The sequence below is a fragment of the Mycolicibacterium sp. Y3 genome, from assembly GCF_051188035.1.
GTDB lineage: Bacteria > Actinomycetota > Actinomycetes > Mycobacteriales > Mycobacteriaceae > Mycobacterium > Mycobacterium fluoranthenivorans.
In genome coordinates, this window is the sequence record NZ_JAVQLT010000001.1 from 5,437,294 (window position 1) to 5,456,171 (window position 18,878).

The 18,878-nt window shown below is 66.5% G+C and carries 20 protein-coding genes; 7 read left to right on the plus strand and 13 right to left on the minus strand.

The window, feature by feature from the left end:
* Positions 1-156 precede the first annotated feature (156 nt).
* Genes QN239_RS26515 through mmsB form a run of 3 tightly spaced genes read left to right on the plus strand, consistent with a single transcriptional unit; the run spans position 157 to position 3,722 of the window.
* Positions 157-1,677, plus strand: coding sequence for a CoA-acylating methylmalonate-semialdehyde dehydrogenase (locus tag QN239_RS26515; protein WP_499014883.1), 1,521 nt, complete (start codon positions 157-159; stop codon positions 1,675-1,677).
* 6 nt (positions 1,678-1,683) lie between these two features.
* Positions 1,684-2,838: an acyl-CoA dehydrogenase family protein gene (locus QN239_RS26520; RefSeq protein WP_499014885.1), complete on the plus strand. Its 1,155-nt coding sequence runs from the start codon at positions 1,684-1,686 to the stop codon at positions 2,836-2,838.
* An 11-nt stretch (positions 2,839-2,849) separates the two neighbouring features.
* Positions 2,850-3,722, plus strand: a complete 873-nt coding sequence (gene mmsB, locus QN239_RS26525; protein WP_499014886.1) for a 3-hydroxyisobutyrate dehydrogenase — start codon at positions 2,850-2,852, stop codon at positions 3,720-3,722.
* Positions 3,723-3,777: 55 nt separating this feature from the next.
* Here the strand turns inward: mmsB and QN239_RS26530 are convergent, their stop codons facing one another.
* Positions 3,778-4,545, minus strand: a complete 768-nt coding sequence (locus QN239_RS26530) for an HAD family hydrolase (protein ID WP_499014887.1) — start codon at positions 4,543-4,545, stop codon at positions 3,778-3,780.
* A gap of 83 nt (positions 4,546-4,628) precedes the next feature.
* On the opposite strand from QN239_RS26530, the gene QN239_RS26535 reads away from it, so the two are divergent.
* Both QN239_RS26535 and QN239_RS26540 read left to right on the plus strand, forming a co-directional pair.
* Entirely contained in the window at positions 4,629-5,315 is a 687-nt protein-coding gene (locus QN239_RS26535; RefSeq protein ID WP_499014889.1) for a response regulator, read from the plus strand.
* Positions 5,312-6,538, plus strand: a complete 1,227-nt coding sequence (locus QN239_RS26540; protein WP_499014891.1) for a GAF domain-containing sensor histidine kinase — start codon at positions 5,312-5,314, stop codon at positions 6,536-6,538. The genes QN239_RS26535 and QN239_RS26540 overlap by 4 nt, the downstream gene beginning before the upstream one ends.
* 5 nt (positions 6,539-6,543) lie before the next feature.
* Here the strand turns inward: QN239_RS26540 and QN239_RS26545 are convergent, their stop codons facing one another.
* The 12 genes from QN239_RS26545 to QN239_RS26600 form a co-directional block, all read right to left on the minus strand.
* Entirely contained in the window at positions 6,544-7,047 is a 504-nt protein-coding gene (locus QN239_RS26545; protein ID WP_167156923.1) for a MarR family transcriptional regulator, read from the minus strand.
* On the minus strand, positions 7,022-8,140 hold the full coding sequence (locus QN239_RS26550; RefSeq protein WP_499014893.1) for a pyridoxal phosphate-dependent aminotransferase: 1,119 nt from the start codon (positions 8,138-8,140) through the stop codon (positions 7,022-7,024). The genes QN239_RS26545 and QN239_RS26550 overlap by 26 nt, the downstream gene beginning before the upstream one ends.
* Complete coding sequence (locus QN239_RS26555; protein WP_499014894.1) at positions 8,137-9,156, minus strand: 3-oxoacyl-ACP synthase III family protein; 1,020 nt, start codon at positions 9,154-9,156, stop codon at positions 8,137-8,139. Before QN239_RS26555 ends, QN239_RS26550 begins: the two co-directional genes overlap by 4 nt.
* A 10-nt stretch (positions 9,157-9,166) precedes the next feature.
* Positions 9,167-9,814 (minus strand): SRPBCC family protein, encoded by a 648-nt coding sequence (locus tag QN239_RS26560; RefSeq protein ID WP_187099245.1) that lies wholly within the window; start codon positions 9,812-9,814, stop codon positions 9,167-9,169.
* Between the two features lie 4 nt (positions 9,815-9,818).
* Entirely contained in the window at positions 9,819-11,495 is a 1,677-nt protein-coding gene (locus QN239_RS26565) for a thiamine pyrophosphate-binding protein (RefSeq protein ID WP_499014895.1), read from the minus strand.
* 70 nt (positions 11,496-11,565) lie between these two features.
* Complete coding sequence (locus QN239_RS26570) at positions 11,566-12,294, minus strand: anti-sigma factor family protein (RefSeq protein ID WP_499014896.1); 729 nt, start codon at positions 12,292-12,294, stop codon at positions 11,566-11,568.
* Positions 12,291-12,821: a sigma-70 family RNA polymerase sigma factor gene (locus QN239_RS26575; protein WP_090359805.1), complete on the minus strand. Its 531-nt coding sequence runs from the start codon at positions 12,819-12,821 to the stop codon at positions 12,291-12,293. Before QN239_RS26575 ends, QN239_RS26570 begins: the two co-directional genes overlap by 4 nt.
* A 198-nt stretch (positions 12,822-13,019) precedes the next feature.
* Complete coding sequence (gene map / locus QN239_RS26580; RefSeq protein WP_499014898.1) at positions 13,020-13,820, minus strand: type I methionyl aminopeptidase; 801 nt, start codon at positions 13,818-13,820, stop codon at positions 13,020-13,022.
* An 11-nt stretch (positions 13,821-13,831) separates the two neighbouring features.
* The gene (locus tag QN239_RS26585) at positions 13,832-14,377 is read right to left on the minus strand and encodes an adenylate kinase (protein ID WP_090359810.1); all 546 of its coding nucleotides are present in this window, start codon (positions 14,375-14,377) and stop codon (positions 13,832-13,834) included.
* Positions 14,374-15,699, minus strand: a complete 1,326-nt coding sequence (secY, locus tag QN239_RS26590; protein ID WP_090359813.1) for a preprotein translocase subunit SecY — start codon at positions 15,697-15,699, stop codon at positions 14,374-14,376. Before secY ends, QN239_RS26585 begins: the two co-directional genes overlap by 4 nt.
* Before the next feature lie 190 nt (positions 15,700-15,889).
* The gene (locus QN239_RS26595; RefSeq protein WP_499014901.1) at positions 15,890-16,573 is read right to left on the minus strand and encodes a sensor domain-containing protein; all 684 of its coding nucleotides are present in this window, start codon (positions 16,571-16,573) and stop codon (positions 15,890-15,892) included.
* A gap of 4 nt (positions 16,574-16,577) precedes the next feature.
* The gene (locus QN239_RS26600) at positions 16,578-17,081 is read right to left on the minus strand and encodes an Rv2240c family protein (RefSeq protein WP_499014902.1); all 504 of its coding nucleotides are present in this window, start codon (positions 17,079-17,081) and stop codon (positions 16,578-16,580) included.
* 399 nt (positions 17,082-17,480) lie between these two features.
* Here QN239_RS26600 and QN239_RS26605 point away from each other — a divergent pair, with 399 nt between their 5' ends.
* Together QN239_RS26605 and QN239_RS26610 are read left to right on the plus strand one after the other, a co-directional pair.
* The gene (locus QN239_RS26605) at positions 17,481-18,173 is read left to right on the plus strand and encodes an MspA family porin (RefSeq protein WP_499014903.1); all 693 of its coding nucleotides are present in this window, start codon (positions 17,481-17,483) and stop codon (positions 18,171-18,173) included.
* Positions 18,174-18,201: 28 nt separating this feature from the next.
* Positions 18,202-18,864, plus strand: coding sequence for an MspA family porin (locus QN239_RS26610; RefSeq protein ID WP_499014904.1), 663 nt, complete (start codon positions 18,202-18,204; stop codon positions 18,862-18,864).
* The last annotated feature ends 14 nt before the right edge of the window (positions 18,865-18,878 follow it).

Consider the following 18,878-nt stretch of genomic DNA (forward strand, 5'->3'; position numbering starts at 1 on the left):
GGCATTTTCCGTCGGCGATCAGGCTCGACCGCACCCTTGCCAACCAGGCCGTGCCATTACTAGGATATGCAAGTATCTCGGGTCGCGGCCCGGGTCCTTCTGAGTACGACTTTCTGGGCACCAACTTTCTGGGCACAACCTTTCGGGACGGACGCCATGACCACACAGATTCAGCACTTCATCAACGGCGAGCGCAGCAACCTCGCATCCACCCGCACCGCCGATGTGCTCAACCCGAGCACCGGCGAGGTCCAAGCCCAGGTGTTGCTGGCCTCGGTGGCCGATGTCGAGACCGCCGTCGCCACCGCGGTGCAGGCCCAGAAGGTCTGGGCCGGGTTCAACCCGCAGCGCCGCGCCCGGGTGTTCATGAAGTTCGTCGACCTGGTCAACCAGCACGCCGACGAACTGGCCCGCCTGCTGTCCGTCGAGCACGGTAAGACCGTGGCCGACTCGCTCGGTGACATCCAGCGCGGTATCGAGGTGATCGAGTTCGCCATCGGCATCCCGCACCTGCTCAAGGGTGAGTTCACCGAAGGCGCCGGTACCGGTATCGACGTGTACTCGATCCGCCAGCCGCTCGGCGTCGTCGCCGGCATCACCCCGTTCAACTTCCCGGCGATGATCCCGCTGTGGAAGGCAGGGCCCGCGCTGGCGTGTGGGAATGCCTTCATCCTCAAGCCATCCGAGCGTGACCCCTCGGTGCCGCTGCGACTGGCCGAACTGTTCATCGACGCGGGTCTGCCCCCGGGCGTGTTCCAGGTCGTGCAGGGTGACAAGGAGGCGGTCGACGCCATCCTCACCCACCCGGACATCCAGGCCGTCGGTTTTGTCGGCAGCTCCGATATCGCGCAGTACATCTACTCCACCGCGGCGGCGCACGGGAAGCGCTCGCAGTGCTTCGGCGGCGCCAAGAACCACATGATCGTGATGCCCGACGCCGACCTGGACCAGGCCGTGGACGCGTTGATCGGCGCGGGCTACGGCAGCGCCGGTGAGCGGTGCATGGCGATCAGCGTCGCGGTGCCGGTCGGCGAAGAGACCGCAAACCGCCTGCGCGCCAGACTCGTTGAGCGCGTCAATCAGCTGCGCGTCGGACACAGCCTGGACCCCAAGGCCGATTACGGGCCGCTGGTCACCGGCGCGGCACTGGAGCGCGTCCGTGACTACATCGGCCAAGGCGTGGAGGCCGGTGCCGAACTGGTGATAGACGGCCGTGAGCGTGCCACCGACGAACTCACCTTCGATGATCAGGACCTGTCGAAAGGCTTCTTCATCGGCCCGACCCTGTTCGACCACGTCACCACCGACATGTCGATCTACACCGATGAGATCTTCGGCCCCGTGCTGTGCATCGTGCGCGCCGAGGATTACGAGGCCGCACTGGAACTACCCACCAAGCACGAGTACGGCAACGGCGTGGCCATCTTCACCCGCGACGGCGATGCCGCCCGCGACTTCGTGTCCCGGGTTCAGGTCGGCATGGTGGGCGTGAACGTGCCGATCCCGGTGCCGGTGGCGTACCACACCTTCGGCGGCTGGAAGCGTTCGGGCTTCGGCGATCTCAATCAGCACGGCCCGGCGTCGATCCAGTTCTACACCAAGGTCAAGACCGTCACCGAGCGCTGGCCCTCGGGTATCAAGGATGGGGCCGAGTTCGTCATCCCCACCATGAAGTAGCCGGCGATGGACCTGCACGACTTGGACGACGACGAACGCGTGATCGCCGAGACGGCGGCCGCGTTCGCCGAGAAGCGCATCGCGCCTTACGCATTGGAATGGGACCAGACACACCACTTCCCCACCGATGTGTTCAGGGAGGCAGGCGAACTGGGTATGGGCGGCATCTACTGCGCCGAGGACGCCGGCGGCACCGGGCTGCGTCGCATCGATGCGGTGCGCATCTTCGAGCAGCTCGCCGCCGCCGACCCGAGCATTGCCGCATTCATGTCGATCCACAACATGTGCGCATGGATGATCGACACCTACGGCACCGACGAGCAGCGCAAGACGTGGGTGCCACGCCTTTCCTCCATGCAGTCCATCGCCAGCTACTGCCTGACCGAGCCAGGCGCCGGATCCGACGCAGCGGCGCTCCGCACCAAAGCGATGCGGGACGGGTCCGATTACGTGCTCGACGGCGTGAAACAGTTCATCTCCGGCGCCGGCAGCTCGGATGTGTACGTGGTGATGGCACGCACCGGCGCCGACGGACCGAAGGGGATATCGGCCTTCCTGATCGAAAAGGATTCGCCAGGGCTCAGTTTCGGCGCCCAAGAGGTCAAGATGGGCTGGAACGCCCAGCCGACCGCGCAGGTGGTGTTCGAGGGTGTGCGGGTGCCCGCCGACGCGCTGCTGGGTGGCTCCGAAGGCACCGGCTTCGGTATCGCGATGAACGGGCTCAACGGTGGTCGTATCAACATCGCGGCATGTTCACTCGGCGGAGCGCAGTCCGCGCACGACAAGGCCGTCGCCTACCTGGCCGACCGTCAGGCCTTCGGCGGCACCCTGCTCGACGAACCCACCGTCCGGTTCACCCTCGCTGATATGGCGACCGCACTGGAGACCTCACGGAACATGTTGTGGCGTGCGGCCTGCGCCCTGGACAGCGGCCACCCCGACAAGGTGATGCTGTGCGCGATGGCGAAGCGGTATGTCACCGACGCGTGCTTCGAGGTGGCCGATCAGGCCCTGCAACTGCACGGCGGCTACGGATATCTGCATGAGTACGGCCTGGAGAAAATCGTCCGCGATCTGCGGGTGCACCGCATCCTTGAGGGGACGAACGAAATCATGCGCGTGGTGATCGGGAGATCCGTCTCGTCGCGTGCGAGTGCATGAAAGGACCCGCAATGAGTACGATCGCGTTCCTCGGACTGGGGAACATGGGCGGGCCGATGGCCGCCAACCTGGTGACCGCAGGGCATACGGTGCGCGGGTTCGACCCCGTTCCCGCCGCCGTCGAGACCGCAAAAGGTAACGGCGTCAGCGTCTTCGGCAGCGGAGCCGAGGCTGTCGACGGTGCCGACGTGGTGATCACCATGCTGCCCAACGGTGCACTGGTCAAGAGTGCCTATGCCGAGGTGTTGCCGGCGGCCGCGGCCGGGGCGCTGTTCATCGACAGTTCCACCATCTCCGTCGACGACGCCCGAGAGGTGCACAAGCTCGCCGGTGAACACGGGTTCCCCCAACTCGACGCGCCGGTGTCCGGCGGGGTCAAGGGCGCGGTGGCCGGCACGCTGGCCTTCATGGTCGGCGGCGAGAGCGACGCCGTGCAGCGCGGCCGGCCCGTCCTGGAACCGATGGCCGCCAAGATCATCCACTGCGGCGACTCCGGTGCCGGTCAAGCCGCGAAGGTGTGCAACAACATGGTGCTCGCGGTGCAGCAGATCGCCATCGGCGAAGCGTTCGTCCTGGCCGAGAAACTGGGATTGGACAAACAGTCACTGTTCGACGTCATCACCGGCGCCACCGGCAACTGCTGGGCGGTACAGGTGAATTGCCCGGTCCCCGGACCGGTTCCGACGTCGCCGGCGAACAATGACTTCAAGCCCGGGTTCGCCACCGCCCTGATGAACAAGGACCTGGGGTTGGCGATGGCTGCAGTCACCTCGACGGGTTCGGCCGCACCGCTGGGTACGCATGCCGCCGAGATCTACGCCAAGTTCGCCGCCGAGCACCCGGACAAGGATTTCAGCGCCGTCATCGAGATGATCCGAGGCTGAATCCGCCGTCGCTTCGCGCACCCGGGAGCGCGTGAGCCCGACCCCTCGAACAAGCTCAGCGCGCCATCCACCAATGGCGGTGCAACCGCGCACATCCGTCTGCCGACCAACCGTCGTAGTCGAGGCGCACCGCGGCGGCGCCGGTGAAGTCCTGGCCGCCGGTGTAGGCCGTCGGCACGACCACCGTGGCCAGCTTGGCCGCGGTGGCGGCGCACAAGCCGTGTGCCGACCCCGTCACCGCCAGCGCGCACTCCGGCCCCAGCCCGAGTTCCCACAACGCGTGCCCGTGCAGGTCCGGTTCGCGGGTGGGGCGGGCTAGGTCATCGGGGGTGACGATGGCCCCGGCGATCCCCTCGCCGATCAGCTGACGTACCAGCGGCTCCACCCAGTGCGGTGACCCGGTGCTGATCACCGCGATCGCGATACCCGCGGCGTACAAGCTGTTCACCAGGTCGTCCAGGCCCGGTCGCGGGATGACGTCACCGTCGAGCACCCACTCGGCGAACAGGTCGTTCTTGGTGTGCTGGATGTGGGTCGCGATCTCCGCGCTGATCCGCCCGTAGCCCCGCCTGCGCAGGGCCGAGGCGATGCGGCGGCGTTCGTCACCGATACACACCAGCCTGCCGTACTCGGCGACCGTCCAGCTGATATCGAAACCGTGCGCCGCGAATGCCGCGTTGAATGCCCGCCGCTGGCCGTCCCGCTCGATATCGGCCAAGGCGCCGTCCACGTCGAAGATGACCGCCTGCAGCGGTTCCACCACGGCGCCGGCCGGACGGCCGGCCTCCCACCAGTAGCTCCGCACCCCGATGTCACCCCGCATGTACACAGCGTGGCCCAGGTCACACTCCGGCGGCCTCCCCCAAAGGGGGGATTCGGGAGGCCAACTTGCGCAGAATGGTCGCCATGGGACCCGAGCGAGAAGCCGAAGGCGGATCGCGCAGCCCGCTGCGGCTGGTCCTGGTCGACGACCACGAGATGGTCATCGAAGGGCTCAAGGCGATGCTGGCCGCGTTCGGCGAGCGGGTGCAGGTGGTGGGCCAGGCCGTCGGCACCGACCGCGCGGTGACCGTCATCGATGGACTCGACCCCGACATCGTGCTCTGCGATGTCCGGATGCAGGGCTCCAGCGGCCTGGACCTGTGCCGCGAACTGCGCGAACGCAACCCGAACCGCAAGGTGGTCATGTTGTCGGTCTACGACGACGAGCAGTACCTCTTCCAGGCGCTGCGGGTGGGGGCATCGGGCTATCTGCTCAAGAGCATCGGCAGCGACGAACTGGTGCGCCAGCTGGAGTTCGTGCACCGCGGGCAGACCGCGCTGGATCCGGGAATGGCCGCCCGCGCCGCCGACACCGCAGCCCGCTTACAACGCGACGAGTTCTGGCCCGGGGCGCGGCAGGGCCTCACCCAGCGGGAGAGCGAGATCCTGTCCTATGTGGTCAACGGGCTGTCCAACCGCGGGATCGCCACCAAACTGGTGATCGGCGACGAAACGGTGAAGAGCCATCTCAGTTCCATCTACCGCAAGCTCGGAGTGACCGATCGCACCGGCGCCGTCGCCACCGCACTGCGGGAGGGGATCTACCGATGAGTGCCGACGAGGATGCCCCGGGCAGCTCCGATCTTGCCCGCCGGACCGTGCTCACCACCGACGGCGAGCTGACGTTGCTGCGCGAACTCATCCAGGCCGCCTCCAGCGGCCCCGGTGTGGAGCCGCTGGCCGCTGCCGCGGCCCGGATGATCACCGCCGCCACCGGCACCGACGTCTGTTTCGTGCATGTGCTCGACGACACCGAACGCTCACTGACCCTGACGGGGGCCACCCCACCGTTCGACAGTGAGGTCGGCAAGATCCGGCTGCCGCTCGGGCACGGCGTCTCGGGGTGGGTGGCCAGCCATCGTGAGCCGGTGGTGATCATCGCCGACAAGGAAGCCGATCCGCGCTACCTGCCGTTCGAGTCGCTGCGTGGATCCGACTTCACCTCGATGGTGTCGGTGCCCATGGAGACAGATCCTGGCGGCCTGGTCGGGGTGCTCAATGTGCACACCGTGGCGCGCCGGGAATTCGGCGCCCGCGATGTCGAGCTATTGCTGGTGATCGGCAAGCTGATCGCAGGCGCCATGCACCAGGCGCGTCTGCACCGGCAACTGGTGGTCCGTGAACGTGCCCACGAGAACTTCGTCGAGCAGGTGATCCAGGCTCAGGAGATCGAGCGCAGACGGCTGGCCGGAGATATCCACGACGGGATCTCGCAACGGTTGATCACCCTGTCGTACTGGCTGGACTCAGCGACCCGGACGGTCGCCGAAAACCCCTCGGAGGCAGGGGTTCAACTCGGCCGAGCCCGTGAGCTGGTCGACCTGACCCTGCAAGAGGCGCGCGCGGCGATCAGCGGACTTCGTCCCCCGGTGCTCGACGATCTCGGGCTGGCCGGCGGGCTGGCCAGTCTGGCCCGGTCCATCCCGCAGCTGCGCCTGGAGCTGGATCTGGCCGATGAAAGGCTGCCCGACCACATCGAGGTGGCGCTGTACCGGATCGCCCAGGAATGCCTGCAAAACGTCGTCAAACACGCCCAGGCGAGAGCCGCCCGGCTCACCTTCGGGGTGTACGAGGACACTGCCCGCCTCGAAATCATGGACGACGGAATAGGTTTCGACACCTTCGAGAACCCGCTCGGCAGCGATGAGATGGGCGGCTACGGCCTGCTGTCGATGGCCGAGCGCGCCGAGATCGTCGGCGGGCGGCTGCACATCCGGTCCCGCCCCGGCGCCGGGACCGCGGTGACGGCCACGATCCCGCTCCCTTCGGTCTAGCGCCGTCAGAAGTCGCCGGCGTGCCGGCGCAGGGTCTCGATGGCCGTGGTGAGCGCCCGAGAGTCCGCTGCCGACATCCCGATATCGGCGAAGACTTCCTTGTTCAGCGTCTCGGTGGCGTCCTCGACCGTCGACCGGCCCAGATCGGTCACCCGCACCAGCGTGGTGCGGCCGTCCGTCGGATGGGGTATCCGTTCCACCAGACCGTCGGCCTCCAGCCGCCGGATGGCGTGGGTGACGCTGGTGACGTGCAGCTGCAACCGGTCCGACGCCTTGGTGATGGGTAGCGCGCCGCTGCTGCTGAAGGCCAGCAACCGCAGCAGCTCGAACCGGGAGAAACTCAGATCGTAGGGCCGCAGCGCGGTCTCCACCCGGGCCAGCATGATCTGGTGCGCCCGCATCACCGAGGTGATCGCCACCATCCCGTCGGCCACATCGCCCCAGCCCGCGCGTTCCCAGTTGGCACGGGCCTGGGCGATCGGGTCAGGTCTGCCAGGTTGTGGGGGCATCCCCTGTTCTTACCGCATCCGTGCCCGTGAGCGCGGATTCGCCCCGTGTGCGGTCGCGATATGCGGCGACCGCCGACAACACCGCCCGGGTCGACTGGCGCACACCGATGGTGATGCGGACACCCCCGTCACCGTAGTGCCGCACGCGCGGGCCGGCCCCGTCGAACACCTGCCGCCAGACCGCCCGGTCTCCCCCGGGTGCGGGCAGATAGACGAAGTTGGCGTGCGCATCGGTGCTGTAGATCCCGACCGCCCGCAACCGGGCGCTCAACAGCCGGCGCTGGGCGGTGATAATCCGGATACGCTGCCGCATCTCGTCTTCCGCGTCGTAGCACGCCGCCACCGCGACCAGCCCCGTCAGTCCCACCCCGAACGGCAGCTGCATGGTCCACAGCCGCCGGGCCAGATCCGGGCTGCAGAACCCATAGCCGATTCGCAACCCAGCCAACCCGTAGGCCTTCGAGAAGGTGCGTACCACAACGACATTCGGGTACTGCTGCACCAGCCCGCGGGTATCCAGCCGTTCGCCCGCCCCGAGGAACTCGACATAAGCTTCGTCCAGCACGACGACGGTGTCGGCCGGCACCCGGTCCAGGAAGCGATGGATCTGCGCGGCGGACTCGACCGTGCCGGTCGGGTTGTGCGGACGGCATACCACCACCACCCGAGCGGAACGGGCCGCGGCGGCCATCGCGTCCAGATCGTGGTGACCATGCGGGTCCAACGGCACGGTGATCGACCGCAGACGGGCGATCTGCGCGAAGATCGGATAGCCGTCGAACGTCGGAGTCGCCATCACCACCGCGTCGCCGGGCGCGGTGAAGGCCTGCAGAACCTGCATGATCACGCCGGTGGCACCGGTCCCGATCACCACCTGCCCGTCGTCGACCCCGAGATGATCGGCGATCAAGGTGCGCAGCCGCTGCGGCAGGAACTCCGGGTAACGGTTGGCCGAACCGATGCAGGCCACCAACGCCGAATGCACCGAAGGCAGTGGCGGGAAAGGATTCTCGTTCAGCGACAACGCCAACGGGTCCCGCGCATCGGGGAGGGTTTCGACCACGTCGGTGAGCGCACCGGCCGGGATGCTCATCGTCCGCCCCAGCGCACCGCGGCCGCACCGGCGAAATCCCCGGCGTGCGCGAAGGCCGCCATCAGCACCGTGTCACCGGCCTTGACTCGGCCGTCGGTGATCGCGCGGTCGAAGTTGATCGGGATCCCCGCGGCGAACAGGTTTCCGCAGTCCTCGAAGGTGTCGACGTGACGCTCCTTGGGCAGTTCCAGTGCGTCACGCCAGTTGCGCAGGAACGCACGGTTGGGCTGATTGGTGACCAGCAGGTCGATATCCCTGGGCGCCAGCCCGATTCGGTCGCACACCGCATAGGACACCTCGGGCACCTGGCGGTTGCCGCGGGCCAGCACCTTCGTGATCTTCGACTCGGTGAAGCCGATGCAGCCCTCACCCGGACCGGCGGCCCACCATTTGCGCGGCGGGTCGACGGCGATGGTCATATCCCCGGCGAACTCACCGTAGGTGCGGCATTCCACGTCCAGGATCGGCGAGGAGTCCGACAGCGTCACCAGGCCGACGGCCGCGCCGTCACCCGGTACCGATGCCTGGGCCTTGCGCCGCACCGTCTCCTGCTCGAAGATCTGGCCCGCGGCGTTCTGCGCCACGGCGATCAGCGCGGTGCGCCCCTCACCCGAGGCCAGCAGGCTGCGCGCCATCTTGAGCCCCAGCACGAACGCCGCGCAGCCGCCGTTGTGCAGGTCGACCACCCAACCCGGCTTCATCCCCAGACGGTGTGCAATGGCCCCACCGCCACCGTAGAACGGCATATCGGGCAGCTGGGTGTGTGTGATGAGCACATCGACGTCGGACAGCACATCGGCGCCGTGCCGCTCGATCAGACCGGCGGCGGCCCGCTCGATCATGTCGGTGGCAGTCTCGTCCGGGGCCACGTGGTGCCGGTATCGCGGTGCCCGGAACATCAGGTTGTCGCGCAGATCATCGGAATCGGCGAACTTCGCGTAATACTCGGCCCCGATGGGTTCACCGGGCAGATAGGTCGAGACGTCCAGCAGGCTGACGGCAGCGGTTCCGGTCATCGAAGACACCTCACTTCATCCAGTCCGGGGTGATGGGCAGGCCGTTGTGGTGCCGATACTCGGCGATGGCCTTCAGATTGCGCAGCTCCAGTTCGTGGCCGGCGCCGAACATGTCCCAGAAGTCGCCCACCCACACCGGCCGTTCCGGGGGTGCCGCCTCGGGGTAGGGATTCTCGTCGTAGAACGGGTGGTGGCAGTTGGTCCACAGCACCACCGAGCCCGGCTTGTTGAGCACGACCTGCGCGTCCACCACACGCATCAGGTAGATCATCCACAGGTGATGGCCCTGGTCCCAGGCACAGTGGTAGTCGACGGTCATCGCATCGGGATTGGCGACGGTGCGGGTGTAGATCTCGGTCTCCGAGCCCAGCCGGTCATAGGCCAGCCAGAGGTCCGGCTCTTCGGTGGGGGTGAATCCGCGCAGACTGTAGGTCCACTCCTCCAGGCTCCGGGTGTCGGCCAGATACTCGTAGAGTTCCCTTGGCGGACAATCGATATAGCTGTTGACGGTGCAGAACTCACCGAATACCTGGTCGTGCGGATACACCGACCGCATCATCTCCATGATGATCGGTGTGGCCTGTTCACGAGGTGACGTCTCGATGCGGACGACTCCCTCGATCGGGGCGGCGATATCGGCAAGTGCGGGCAACGCTATGGGCTTAGACATGAACGTGGGCCTCCTTGGTCTCCAGAAACGGTGCGAACGGTGGAATTTCATCGGCAGAACATTCGATGCTGACGACCGACGGTCCCTCCTCGTCGAGGGCGGTCTGCAGGGCGTGGGGCAACGCGCCGATCTCGGCGACGTCGACGGCGGGCAGGCCCGGGAACATCGCCGCCAGGCCGGCGCCGAGCTTGCTGGGCGTAAATCTGTTGTAGCTGTAGAGGTCCCGGTAGAACAGCTGCTCGCGGGTCACGCACATGGCGTGGGCGTTGTTGTTGAACAGGACGACGGTGACCGGCAGCCGATACTGGATGGCGGTGTGCAGTTCCATACCGTGCATGAAGAACGAACCGTCGCCGGCGATGATGACCGTCCGGTGGCCCCTGGCGAAGCACATTCCGATACCGGCGCCGAAGCTGTAGCCCATCCCGCCCATCCCGAGCGCCACCACGAACCGTCCGCCGCGGCGTACCGGCAGGTAGTGGATGGCCGACGCGCCGGTGTTCCCGGCGTCGACGACGATGTCGGTGCCGTCCGGCAGCGCCGCGTCCAATGCGGCCATCGCGGCCCGATACCGAATTCCGTTGCCCTCGTGGACGGGTGGGGTGAGCTCGGTGTGCGGGATCCTCTCCGGCACAGTAACTGCGGTGGCTCGACCGGATCCGGATAGGGCGGCGTTGAGCATCGTCAGCGACCGGCGCAGGTCGTCGGTGTGCACGTGCAGACTCGGCAGGTAGGGCGGCTCCGACCCCAGCGACAACACCGGCAGTGTTGTCAGTGCGGCATCCAGTCCTGCCCGCGCGGTGGCCGGCAGCCGTGTGCCCACCAGCAGGCAGACGGCACTGGCGGTCAACGCTTCGGCCACCCCGGGGTGACCCATCACACCCGTGACCCCTAGGGCCGACGATGATCCCAGCCCAGGAGCGCCGCTCACATCCTTGGCATCCGGCACGGTGGCCACCCGGGCCCGAAGGATGGCTCGAAGCCGCTCGAGTTCGTCGCGGGCATCGTCACGGGCCACCTGGTCACCGGCGATGATTGTCACCGGGCCACGCACCCGCCGGAGTTGCTCCGCGATCGGGTCCGGGTCCCCGATCGGGACATCAAGCGGCGGGGCGGTGCCGAAAACGCCGTCAAAGTTGCTTTGCTGCACATCTTTCGGCAGCAGCAACACGGCCGGGCCGCGACGGGAGGCGGCCAGCGCCTCGCTCAACGCAGCCTCGATCTCGGCCGGATTCACCACTCGACGGCAGTACACCGACACTGCCGAGAACAGGGCCTCGGCGTTCAGCGATCCACCAAGCCCGCTGGTGTCCTGGAACGATCCGTGCCCGTCCATCGCCGTCGGCGGCTGTCCCACCAGGGCCAGCACCGGCACCCTGCTGGTCAACGACTCCCCCAGTGCAGCAATAAGATTGAGGGAACCTCCCCCTGACGTGGCGGCCACCACCCCGAGCGGCGCACCTGAGCGCCGGTATCCGTCGGCCATGGTGGCGGCCGAGAACTCGTGCTTGGCCAGCACCGCGGTGAGGTCGGCACGGAAATGGGCCGCGTCGTAGAGGTCCTCGATATTCGCGCCGTCGACGCCGAAGATATGCCGCACCCCATGTGCCGCGAGGCGGTCGACGATATGGTCGACCACCCGGCGCCTGCTGCTCTGTCCGTTGGACACTGCTCACCTGCTTTCTCGTTCTGCAGGTGACACGGTTCCGGTCGGGATCGGGTTCACCCGCGGGACCGATTCACAGGTTCTTTTCGAGCAGGACCTTTCCGTCGTCTGCCGAAACCAGTTGCACAGCAGCGATTTCCTTCATGGGCCGCGGAGTGTTTCCGCTGGGCAGGGCGGTCGCACCGGACAATCCGAGCCAGGTCGCGATCTGATCGCGACTGCCGTCCTTGCCCACCACCACCATTCCCAGGTTCTGGGGCTTGTTGTCCCGTTGACCCCAGTCGCCGTAGCTGCACGCCATATCGATCCGCGTGCCCCAGCTGTACTCGGACATCGAGATGCTCGCGGCGATGGTCGTGGGGTTGACCTTGTTCATCTCCAACGACGGCGCCGCCTGCTGGGTCTCCTGCTGGATGCCGAACACGTCGGGACGAACGGCCACCACGACGCCCACCGCCAGCAGTGCGGCCGCTAGGCCCACCGCAGCCGTGGTCAGCCACCGCGAACGCCGCCTGCGCCAGCGCACCTGTTCGACCACCTGCTCGCGCAATTCGGGGCGTAACGGCGGCTCCGGCTCCCGCACCGAGTCAGCATCGTCCATCGCCTCGACATCGGCGAGGTCGACCATGGCCAGCAAGGCCGGCATCCCGGTCAGTTCGGCCACCGCGGCGCGGCACTGCGCGCAGGTCGGCAGGTGCGCCTCGTACTCGCGGCGTTCGGCCGGGGACAGCGCGCCCAGCACGTAGGAGGCGTCCCAGGTGGTGTACTGATCTCCGTCGGAGATCGAGTCGTTCCCGGTCATCGCGTCACCCCCATTTCCTGCAGATTGAGGCGTAGTGCCCGGACCGCGTAGTGCAGCCGCGATTTCACGGTGCCCTCGGCGATCTGCAGATCGGCAGCGATCTGGGCGGTGCTCATACCCTGGTAGTACGCACGCTTGATGACCGCGCGATGGTCCTCGGACAGTTCGCTCAGCGCGGTGCTGATCAGTAGGCGGTCCAGCGCAGAATCCACTTCGTCGGGGCCGGCAGCGGCTCTCGAATGGTTGTCGGCGACCGTTTCCATATCGGGGGTGTCGGTTTCATTGCGGAAACGGGCGCTTCTCCGGTCGTCGATGACGAGATTACGCGCGACCGTATACAACCAGGGACGTACCGGTCGGTCCGGGTCCGTCGTCACTTCGGGATGCCGCCACGCGCGCAGCAGCGTCTCTTGCACCACGTCTTCGGCGCGGGCGGCATCGCCCGTCAATCGCAGGGCATACCGCCACAACGCGCCGGCGTGCTCGTCATACAGCACCCGCATCATCGCGGCCTCCGGATCGTCCACTCCAACCTCCGCCCCTTACACGACGCCGGCAGTCATCCGGTTCAACCGGAAATGTTTGCCCCGGCGGGCGGGAGCGAAGCGACCCGGGGAATCGATCCGGCGGGCGGGAGCGAAGCGACCCGGGGAATCGATCCGGCGGGCGGGAGCGAAGCGACCCGGGGAATCGATCCGGCGGGCGGGAGCGAAGCGAGCACGGGATCAGGCGGGCAGCAGGGTGAGGATCCGTGGCCCGTCGTCGGTGACCGCGACGGTGTGCTCCCAGTGCGCGGCGCGGGAACCATCGGTGGTGACGACGGTCCATTCGTCATCGAGGATCTTGGTCTTGACGGTCCCGAGCGTGAGCATCGGCTCGATCGCCAGCACCGAGCCGACGGCGAGGTAGGGGCCACGCCCGGGTGCGCCCTCATTGGGCAGGAAGGGGTCCATGTGCATCTCTCGACCGATCCCGTGGCCGCCGTAGCCGGCGACGATGCCGTATTTGCGGTCATGGCGCGCCTCTGCGGCGTGGGTTCCGGTCTCGATGGCGTGTGAGACGTCGGTGAGCCGGTTGCCGGGCACCATGGCGGCGATCCCGGCTTCCATCGACAGCCTGGTGGCTTCCGACAACAGTTCGTCGGCCTCGATCAACGTGCCGACCCCGAACGTGACCGCGGAGTCGCCGTGCCACTTATCCAGGATCGCCCCGCAGTCGATGGACACCAGGTCACCGTCGGCCAGCACCTCGTCGTCGGACGGGATACCGTGCACGACGCGGTCGTTCACCGACGCGCAGACGGTCGCCGGATACCCGTGATAGCCCAGGAAGGACGGCACTCCGCCGCCATCACGGATCACCGATTCGGCGATGCGGTCCAGTTCGCCGGTGGACACCCCTGGTGCAGCGGCCCGCTGCACCGCCTGCAGAGCCGCCGCCACCAAGGCGCCGGCGGCCGCCATGGCGTCCAGTTCGCCCGCACTGCGCTGGGGAATGGTCTTACGCCGTCCCGGCACCGAGATCATGAGCGCCTACTTCAGCGGCCGAGCGCGTGCAGCGCCCGCGCGAACACCTCGTCCAGGGAACCCACGGCGTCGACCGTCTTCAGTTCACCGGCGTAGTAGTCCAGCAGCGGTGCCGTCTCGTCGCGGTACACCTTGAAGCGGTTGCGGATGACGTCTTCGGTGTCATCGGCGCGGCCACGGCCCTTGAGCCGCTCGACCAGCTCGTCCTCGGGCACCCGGAACTCCACCACCGCGTCGAGCGTCAGCCCGCGCTTGGCCAGCATGTCCTTGAGCGCCTCGGCCTGTTCCACCGAGCGCGGGAAACCGTCGAGGATGAAACCGTCGGCCGCGTCCTCGGCGTCGATACGGTCATCGACCAGCGCGTTGGTCAGTGTGGCGGGGACCAGGTCGCCCGCGTCCAGGTACTTCTTCGCTTCCAGCCCCAGCGGGGTGCCGTTGCTGATGTTGTAGCGAAACAGGTCGCCGGTGGAAATCTGCGGGATTCCGAGCTTCTCTGCCAGCTTCTCTGCCTGTGTGCCTTTTCCGGCGCCCGGCGGGCCGAGCAAAACGATTCTCACTTCAGGAACCCTTCGTAGTTGCGCTGCATGAGCTGGCTCTCGATCTGTTTGACCGTGTCGAGGCCGACACCGATCATGATCAGCACGGCCGTACCGCCAAACGGCAGGTTCTGCACTGATCCGGAGTTACCGATCTCCAGGAACAGGTTGGGCAGCACGGCGATCACACCGAGGTAGATCGATCCCGGAAGAGTAATACGGCTCAGCACGTAGCGCAGGTAGTCCGCAGTCGGCTTGCCCGGCCGAATGCCTGGGATGAAGCCACCGAACTTCTTCATCTCGTCCGCCCGCTCGTCGGGGTTGAACGTGATGGAGACGTAGAAGTAGGTGAAGAAGATGATCAGGCCGAAGTAGATCGCGATATAGACCGGGTCCGCCGGGTTGGTCAGGTAGTTGGCGACGAACTGATCCCACCAGCCATTGCTGGGGCCCGACCGGCCGCTCTGGATCAGCTGGGTGATCAGGTGCGGGATGTAGATCAGCGAGGACGCGAAGATCACCGGGATGACGCCGGCCTGGTTGACCTTCAATGGCAGATAGGTCGAGGTCCCGCCGTACATGCGGCGGCCGACCATGCGCTTGGCGTACTGCACCGGGATACGGCGCTGTCCCTGCTCGACGAACACGACGCCGACGATGATCGCCAGCGCGGCCACGCAGACCGCGGCGAAGACGATCCCGCCGCGGCTGTCCAGGATGGTCTTGCCCTCGGACGGGATACGGGCGGCGATACCGGCGAAGATCAGCAGCGACATGCCGTTGCCGATACCGCGCTCGGTGACCAGCTCACCCATCCACATGACGAGGGAGGCACCGGCCGTGAGCACCAGCACGATGACGATCAAGCCGAAGATCGACGTGTCATCGATGATGTCGAGGTTGCAGCCCTGCAACAGGCCACCGTTGGCGGCCAGCGCGACGATGCTGGTGCCCTGCAGGATCGCCAGGGCGACCGCCAGATAACGCGTGTACTGCGTCATCTTGGCTTGGCCCGCCTGGCCTTCTTTGCGCAGCTGTTCGAAGCGCGGGATCACCACCGTCAGCAGCTGCACGATGATGCTGGCCGTGATGTAGGGCATCACGCCGACGGCGAACACCGTCAGCTGCAGCAACGCACCACCGGAGAACAGGTTGATCAGGGAGTAGATCTGCGCCGAGTCGCCGCCGCTGACCTGCTCGATGCACTTCTGCACGTTCGGGTAGTTGACACCTGGCGACGGGATGGACGCGCCAACGCGGTACAGGATGACGATCGCAAGCGTGAAGAGAATCTTGCGCCTGAGGTCGGCCGTCCGCAGTGACGATATGAAAGCCGAAAGCACTCTTCCTCCTGCGCAGCCGAGCACTTGTCGCGGCGTGCCAATGGGGCTGGTTGGTCCAGCGTTTGGTCAAGTCGTGCGCGGTGCCCCGATCAGCTGCTCCCAGCCTGCACAGTCGCGCGTCAAACAGTCTACGAGAGTAACAGTCGCACGCCGGCGCCCCGCCGGGGAAACCGGCTCCCGGCATACCCCATCATCGGGGCATCTTCGCTTCGATCTTGTCGGCGATATCGACCGCCGCACTGATCGGCTCCTGCTGCGCAGGCTTGCAGGCCTGGATGTCGAGGATCACGTTGGCCGCCAGGGCCAGCGCCCGCTGACACGACCTGGTCTGGCTGTCGGCGCCGCGGGTATATGGCAACGACAACAGGGTGTCAGTCTTGGCGAGTTCACCGCTCACCCACTTCGGCAGCGCCTGTCCGTTGACCCTGATGTTGATGGTGTGATTGGTGCACTTGGACCACCGGTCCGCCGAATCGTCGAAAAATGCCCGTGCGGCATCGGCAGTCCGATAGGTCACCGCCGACTGCACCACCAGGCTGTCCCACTGATCCGTATTGGGTGTCCGGAGCATTTGCTGGCGCAGCGTCTTGTAGTGGCTCGGGTCGTAAATGGGGGCTTCGTTCACCTGCCACACCCCGAGGCAGTTCAGGTTCGACAACAGGTTGCGATGGTCACCCATCACATCCACCGGGTTCTGCGGCGTCATGCCGGTGACGCCCATGGCGGTGTCGATGTCCTTGGCGCTGAGCAGCAGTCCGGGTAGCGCCGAGTCCGGCACCGATTTGGGCGGTTTCGCGGCGTCCGAGGCTGCCTCGTCCGAGCAGCCCGCCAACGCGAGGCTGAGCGCGAGCGCCCCGATAGCAATGATCCTCACCGGGTCAGGCGTGCGTCCCGGCCGCAGCGCAGGCTTCCTGTACGCGGGTCGCCTGATTGTTCATCTCGGTGGCGGTGCCGTTCAAGCTGTCACCGGGAATGCGCAGTCCCATCTTGACCAGCAGCTTGGTGGCGCCGAGCGACCACGTGCGCATCGGGTCGGAGATATCCGGTGGCAGGCCCGGGGTGTTCGCCGCGTCCATCGAGATTCCGGCGGCCTCGCGCAACGCGGTCCGCCCGGTCGAGTTGCTGCTCGCCACCGCCGGATCGCTGTAGCCGGAGCCTTCCAGGGAGTCGGCGAAGTCTCCGTAGTACTGCGCGGAACCGTCGAGCACCTGAGCGAACTGTGCGCACGCGGCGACCGCGGCCGGGTTGGCCCCCTCCGATGTGATGGCACCGACCTGTACCTGCGCGGCCTGCACCGGTGCCGGCGCCGGATCGGCGTCGAGGTCATCGGCGTACGCCGGCGCGGCGCTCGCGAAACCCATACCGAGTGCGATAAGCGACACGACTCCGGCTTTCCGGGCCTTCTCGTTCAGCCGAGGTGACTTCAAGGCGCTTCCTCCAAACAATGTCGGTCTCGCGCGGTCCGGTTGGAGATTGGCGCCGAGACTGCAATGCGCATCACGGTCCATTCATCAGGTGTCCAAACAATGAACGAACCACCAACGGCTGGTTTCCGGCTGCCGTCCATTCGTTTGCATCCCCCTGTGGAATTCATTGGGCCCGAATGTGATTCCGGAAAGAAGCCCAGCTCGAAGACGCGCACTAGACGGGAACAGGGCGTGAACAATTTCCCCTCCGTTCACCGTCCGGAAACCCCGCCATTAGAGGCTCCGACGCGACGTATCCGTTACATAACCGTTCGACCTTCGGTATTCCGAATATGAGAGGGCGATATCACCACCATGTACAAACATCTTGCCGCTCTGGCTGCCTGCGTGCTGGTGCCGGTTGCGACTGCGCCTCTCGCACAGGCCGACCCGCCACCGCCCCCCGCCAACCCCGATTCAGCCATCACCCCGCTCGATCCCACCAATCCCCTTCCGCCCGAAGGTGATGTTCCCTCTGCGGCACCGGGCGTCCTGAACACCCCGGACGGTTGGCACCTCGAGGTGGTCGGCAGCAACGAGACCCAGCTGCCGGTGGCTCCGCTGACCACCGCCGTCTCCTCGCGCGAATACCTGGTCGCCGGCACCTTCACCGGCAAGATCACCGGTGGTGGCAAGACCAAGCTGACCGGCGGGTCGCTTGAGGCCGGCGAGCAGATCGGTTGCGGCATCGTCTCCGATGAAATGGAGATCAACCCCGGCGCCAGCTTCACCCCCGGCATCAAGATTCCGTTCACCAATGACGTCAGTGGCGGTTTCGGTGTATCGCTGCAGGGCAAGGTCTACCTGAAGCCCGGCACCGTGACGACGGTCGCGATCGACAAGAAGAAGTTCAAGGGCACCACGACTCGCGTGACCATCACCGGCGTCCGGATCAAGACCGACCAGTGCGCGGGCCAGTCGTTCATCCGCTCGTACGCGACGCTGACCAGCTCGACCGACAACACCGACGACGTCGTCACCTACCTCGGCGTCACCAAGGCCGTCTGACCACATGCGCACCGGAACGGAAGAAAAAATGTTGAAGCGTATTGCCACAGTTGCCGCTTGCATGGCGCTGCCGCTTGCGACGGCGCCGATCGCCCTGGCCGATCCGCCGGTCGATGACGCCGGACCGCCGCCGGACAACGGTGTGGTCGCCTCTGCAGAACCCGGCATCGTCACCACCCCGGACGGCTGGGTGCTCACCGTGGTGGCCAAGGACGAGACCCAACTGCCGGTCGCGCCGCTGACCACCGCCGTCTCCTCGCGCGAGTACCTGGTCGGCGGAACCTTCACCGGTACCGTCACGGGCAAGGGCAAGACCACCCTCAAGGGCGGAACCCTCGAGGCCGGCTACCAGATCGGTTGCGGTATCGAGCTGGGCCAGGTCCGTCTCATCGGCTCGGTGGGTGTCAGCACCTCCGGTTCGTCGCTGGCCGGTGGGCTGATCCCGACCGGTGTGTCATTCCCGATCTCGGGCACCATCGAGATCCACGCGAAGCCCGGCACCGTCTCCAACGTCGCCGTCGACAAGAAGGAATACAAGGCGGCACCGGTCCGGGTCACCCTGAAGGACACCCATATCAAGGTCGACGGTTGCGTCGGTCAGTCGTTCCTGCGTTCCTACGCCACGCTGACCAGCTCGACCGAGGACACCGATGACGTCGTCGCCTACTACGGCGTGACCAAGTCTGTCTGACGTCGGCATGACTC

Coding starts and splice junctions, on each gene's coding strand:
- QN239_RS26515 (WP_499014883.1), top strand. CDS start 157: ATGACCACACAGATTCAGCACTTCATCAACGGCGAGCGCAGCAACCTC.
- QN239_RS26520 (WP_499014885.1), top strand. CDS start 1,684: ATGGACCTGCACGACTTGGACGACGACGAACGCGTGATCGCCGAGACG.
- mmsB (WP_499014886.1), top strand. CDS start 2,850: ATGAGTACGATCGCGTTCCTCGGACTGGGGAACATGGGCGGGCCGATG.
- QN239_RS26530 (WP_499014887.1), bottom strand. CDS start 4,545: ATGCGGGGTGACATCGGGGTGCGGAGCTACTGGTGGGAGGCCGGCCGT.
- QN239_RS26535 (WP_499014889.1), top strand. CDS start 4,629: ATGGGACCCGAGCGAGAAGCCGAAGGCGGATCGCGCAGCCCGCTGCGG.
- QN239_RS26540 (WP_499014891.1), top strand. CDS start 5,312: ATGAGTGCCGACGAGGATGCCCCGGGCAGCTCCGATCTTGCCCGCCGG.
- QN239_RS26545 (WP_167156923.1), bottom strand. CDS start 7,047: ATGCCCCCACAACCTGGCAGACCTGACCCGATCGCCCAGGCCCGTGCC.
- QN239_RS26550 (WP_499014893.1), bottom strand. CDS start 8,140: ATGAGCATCCCGGCCGGTGCGCTCACCGACGTGGTCGAAACCCTCCCC.
- QN239_RS26555 (WP_499014894.1), bottom strand. CDS start 9,156: ATGACCGGAACCGCTGCCGTCAGCCTGCTGGACGTCTCGACCTATCTG.
- QN239_RS26570 (WP_499014896.1), bottom strand. CDS start 12,294: ATGACCGGGAACGACTCGATCTCCGACGGAGATCAGTACACCACCTGG.
- map (WP_499014898.1), bottom strand. CDS start 13,820: ATGATCTCGGTGCCGGGACGGCGTAAGACCATTCCCCAGCGCAGTGCG.
- QN239_RS26605 (WP_499014903.1), top strand. CDS start 17,481: ATGTACAAACATCTTGCCGCTCTGGCTGCCTGCGTGCTGGTGCCGGTT.
- QN239_RS26610 (WP_499014904.1), top strand. CDS start 18,202: ATGTTGAAGCGTATTGCCACAGTTGCCGCTTGCATGGCGCTGCCGCTT.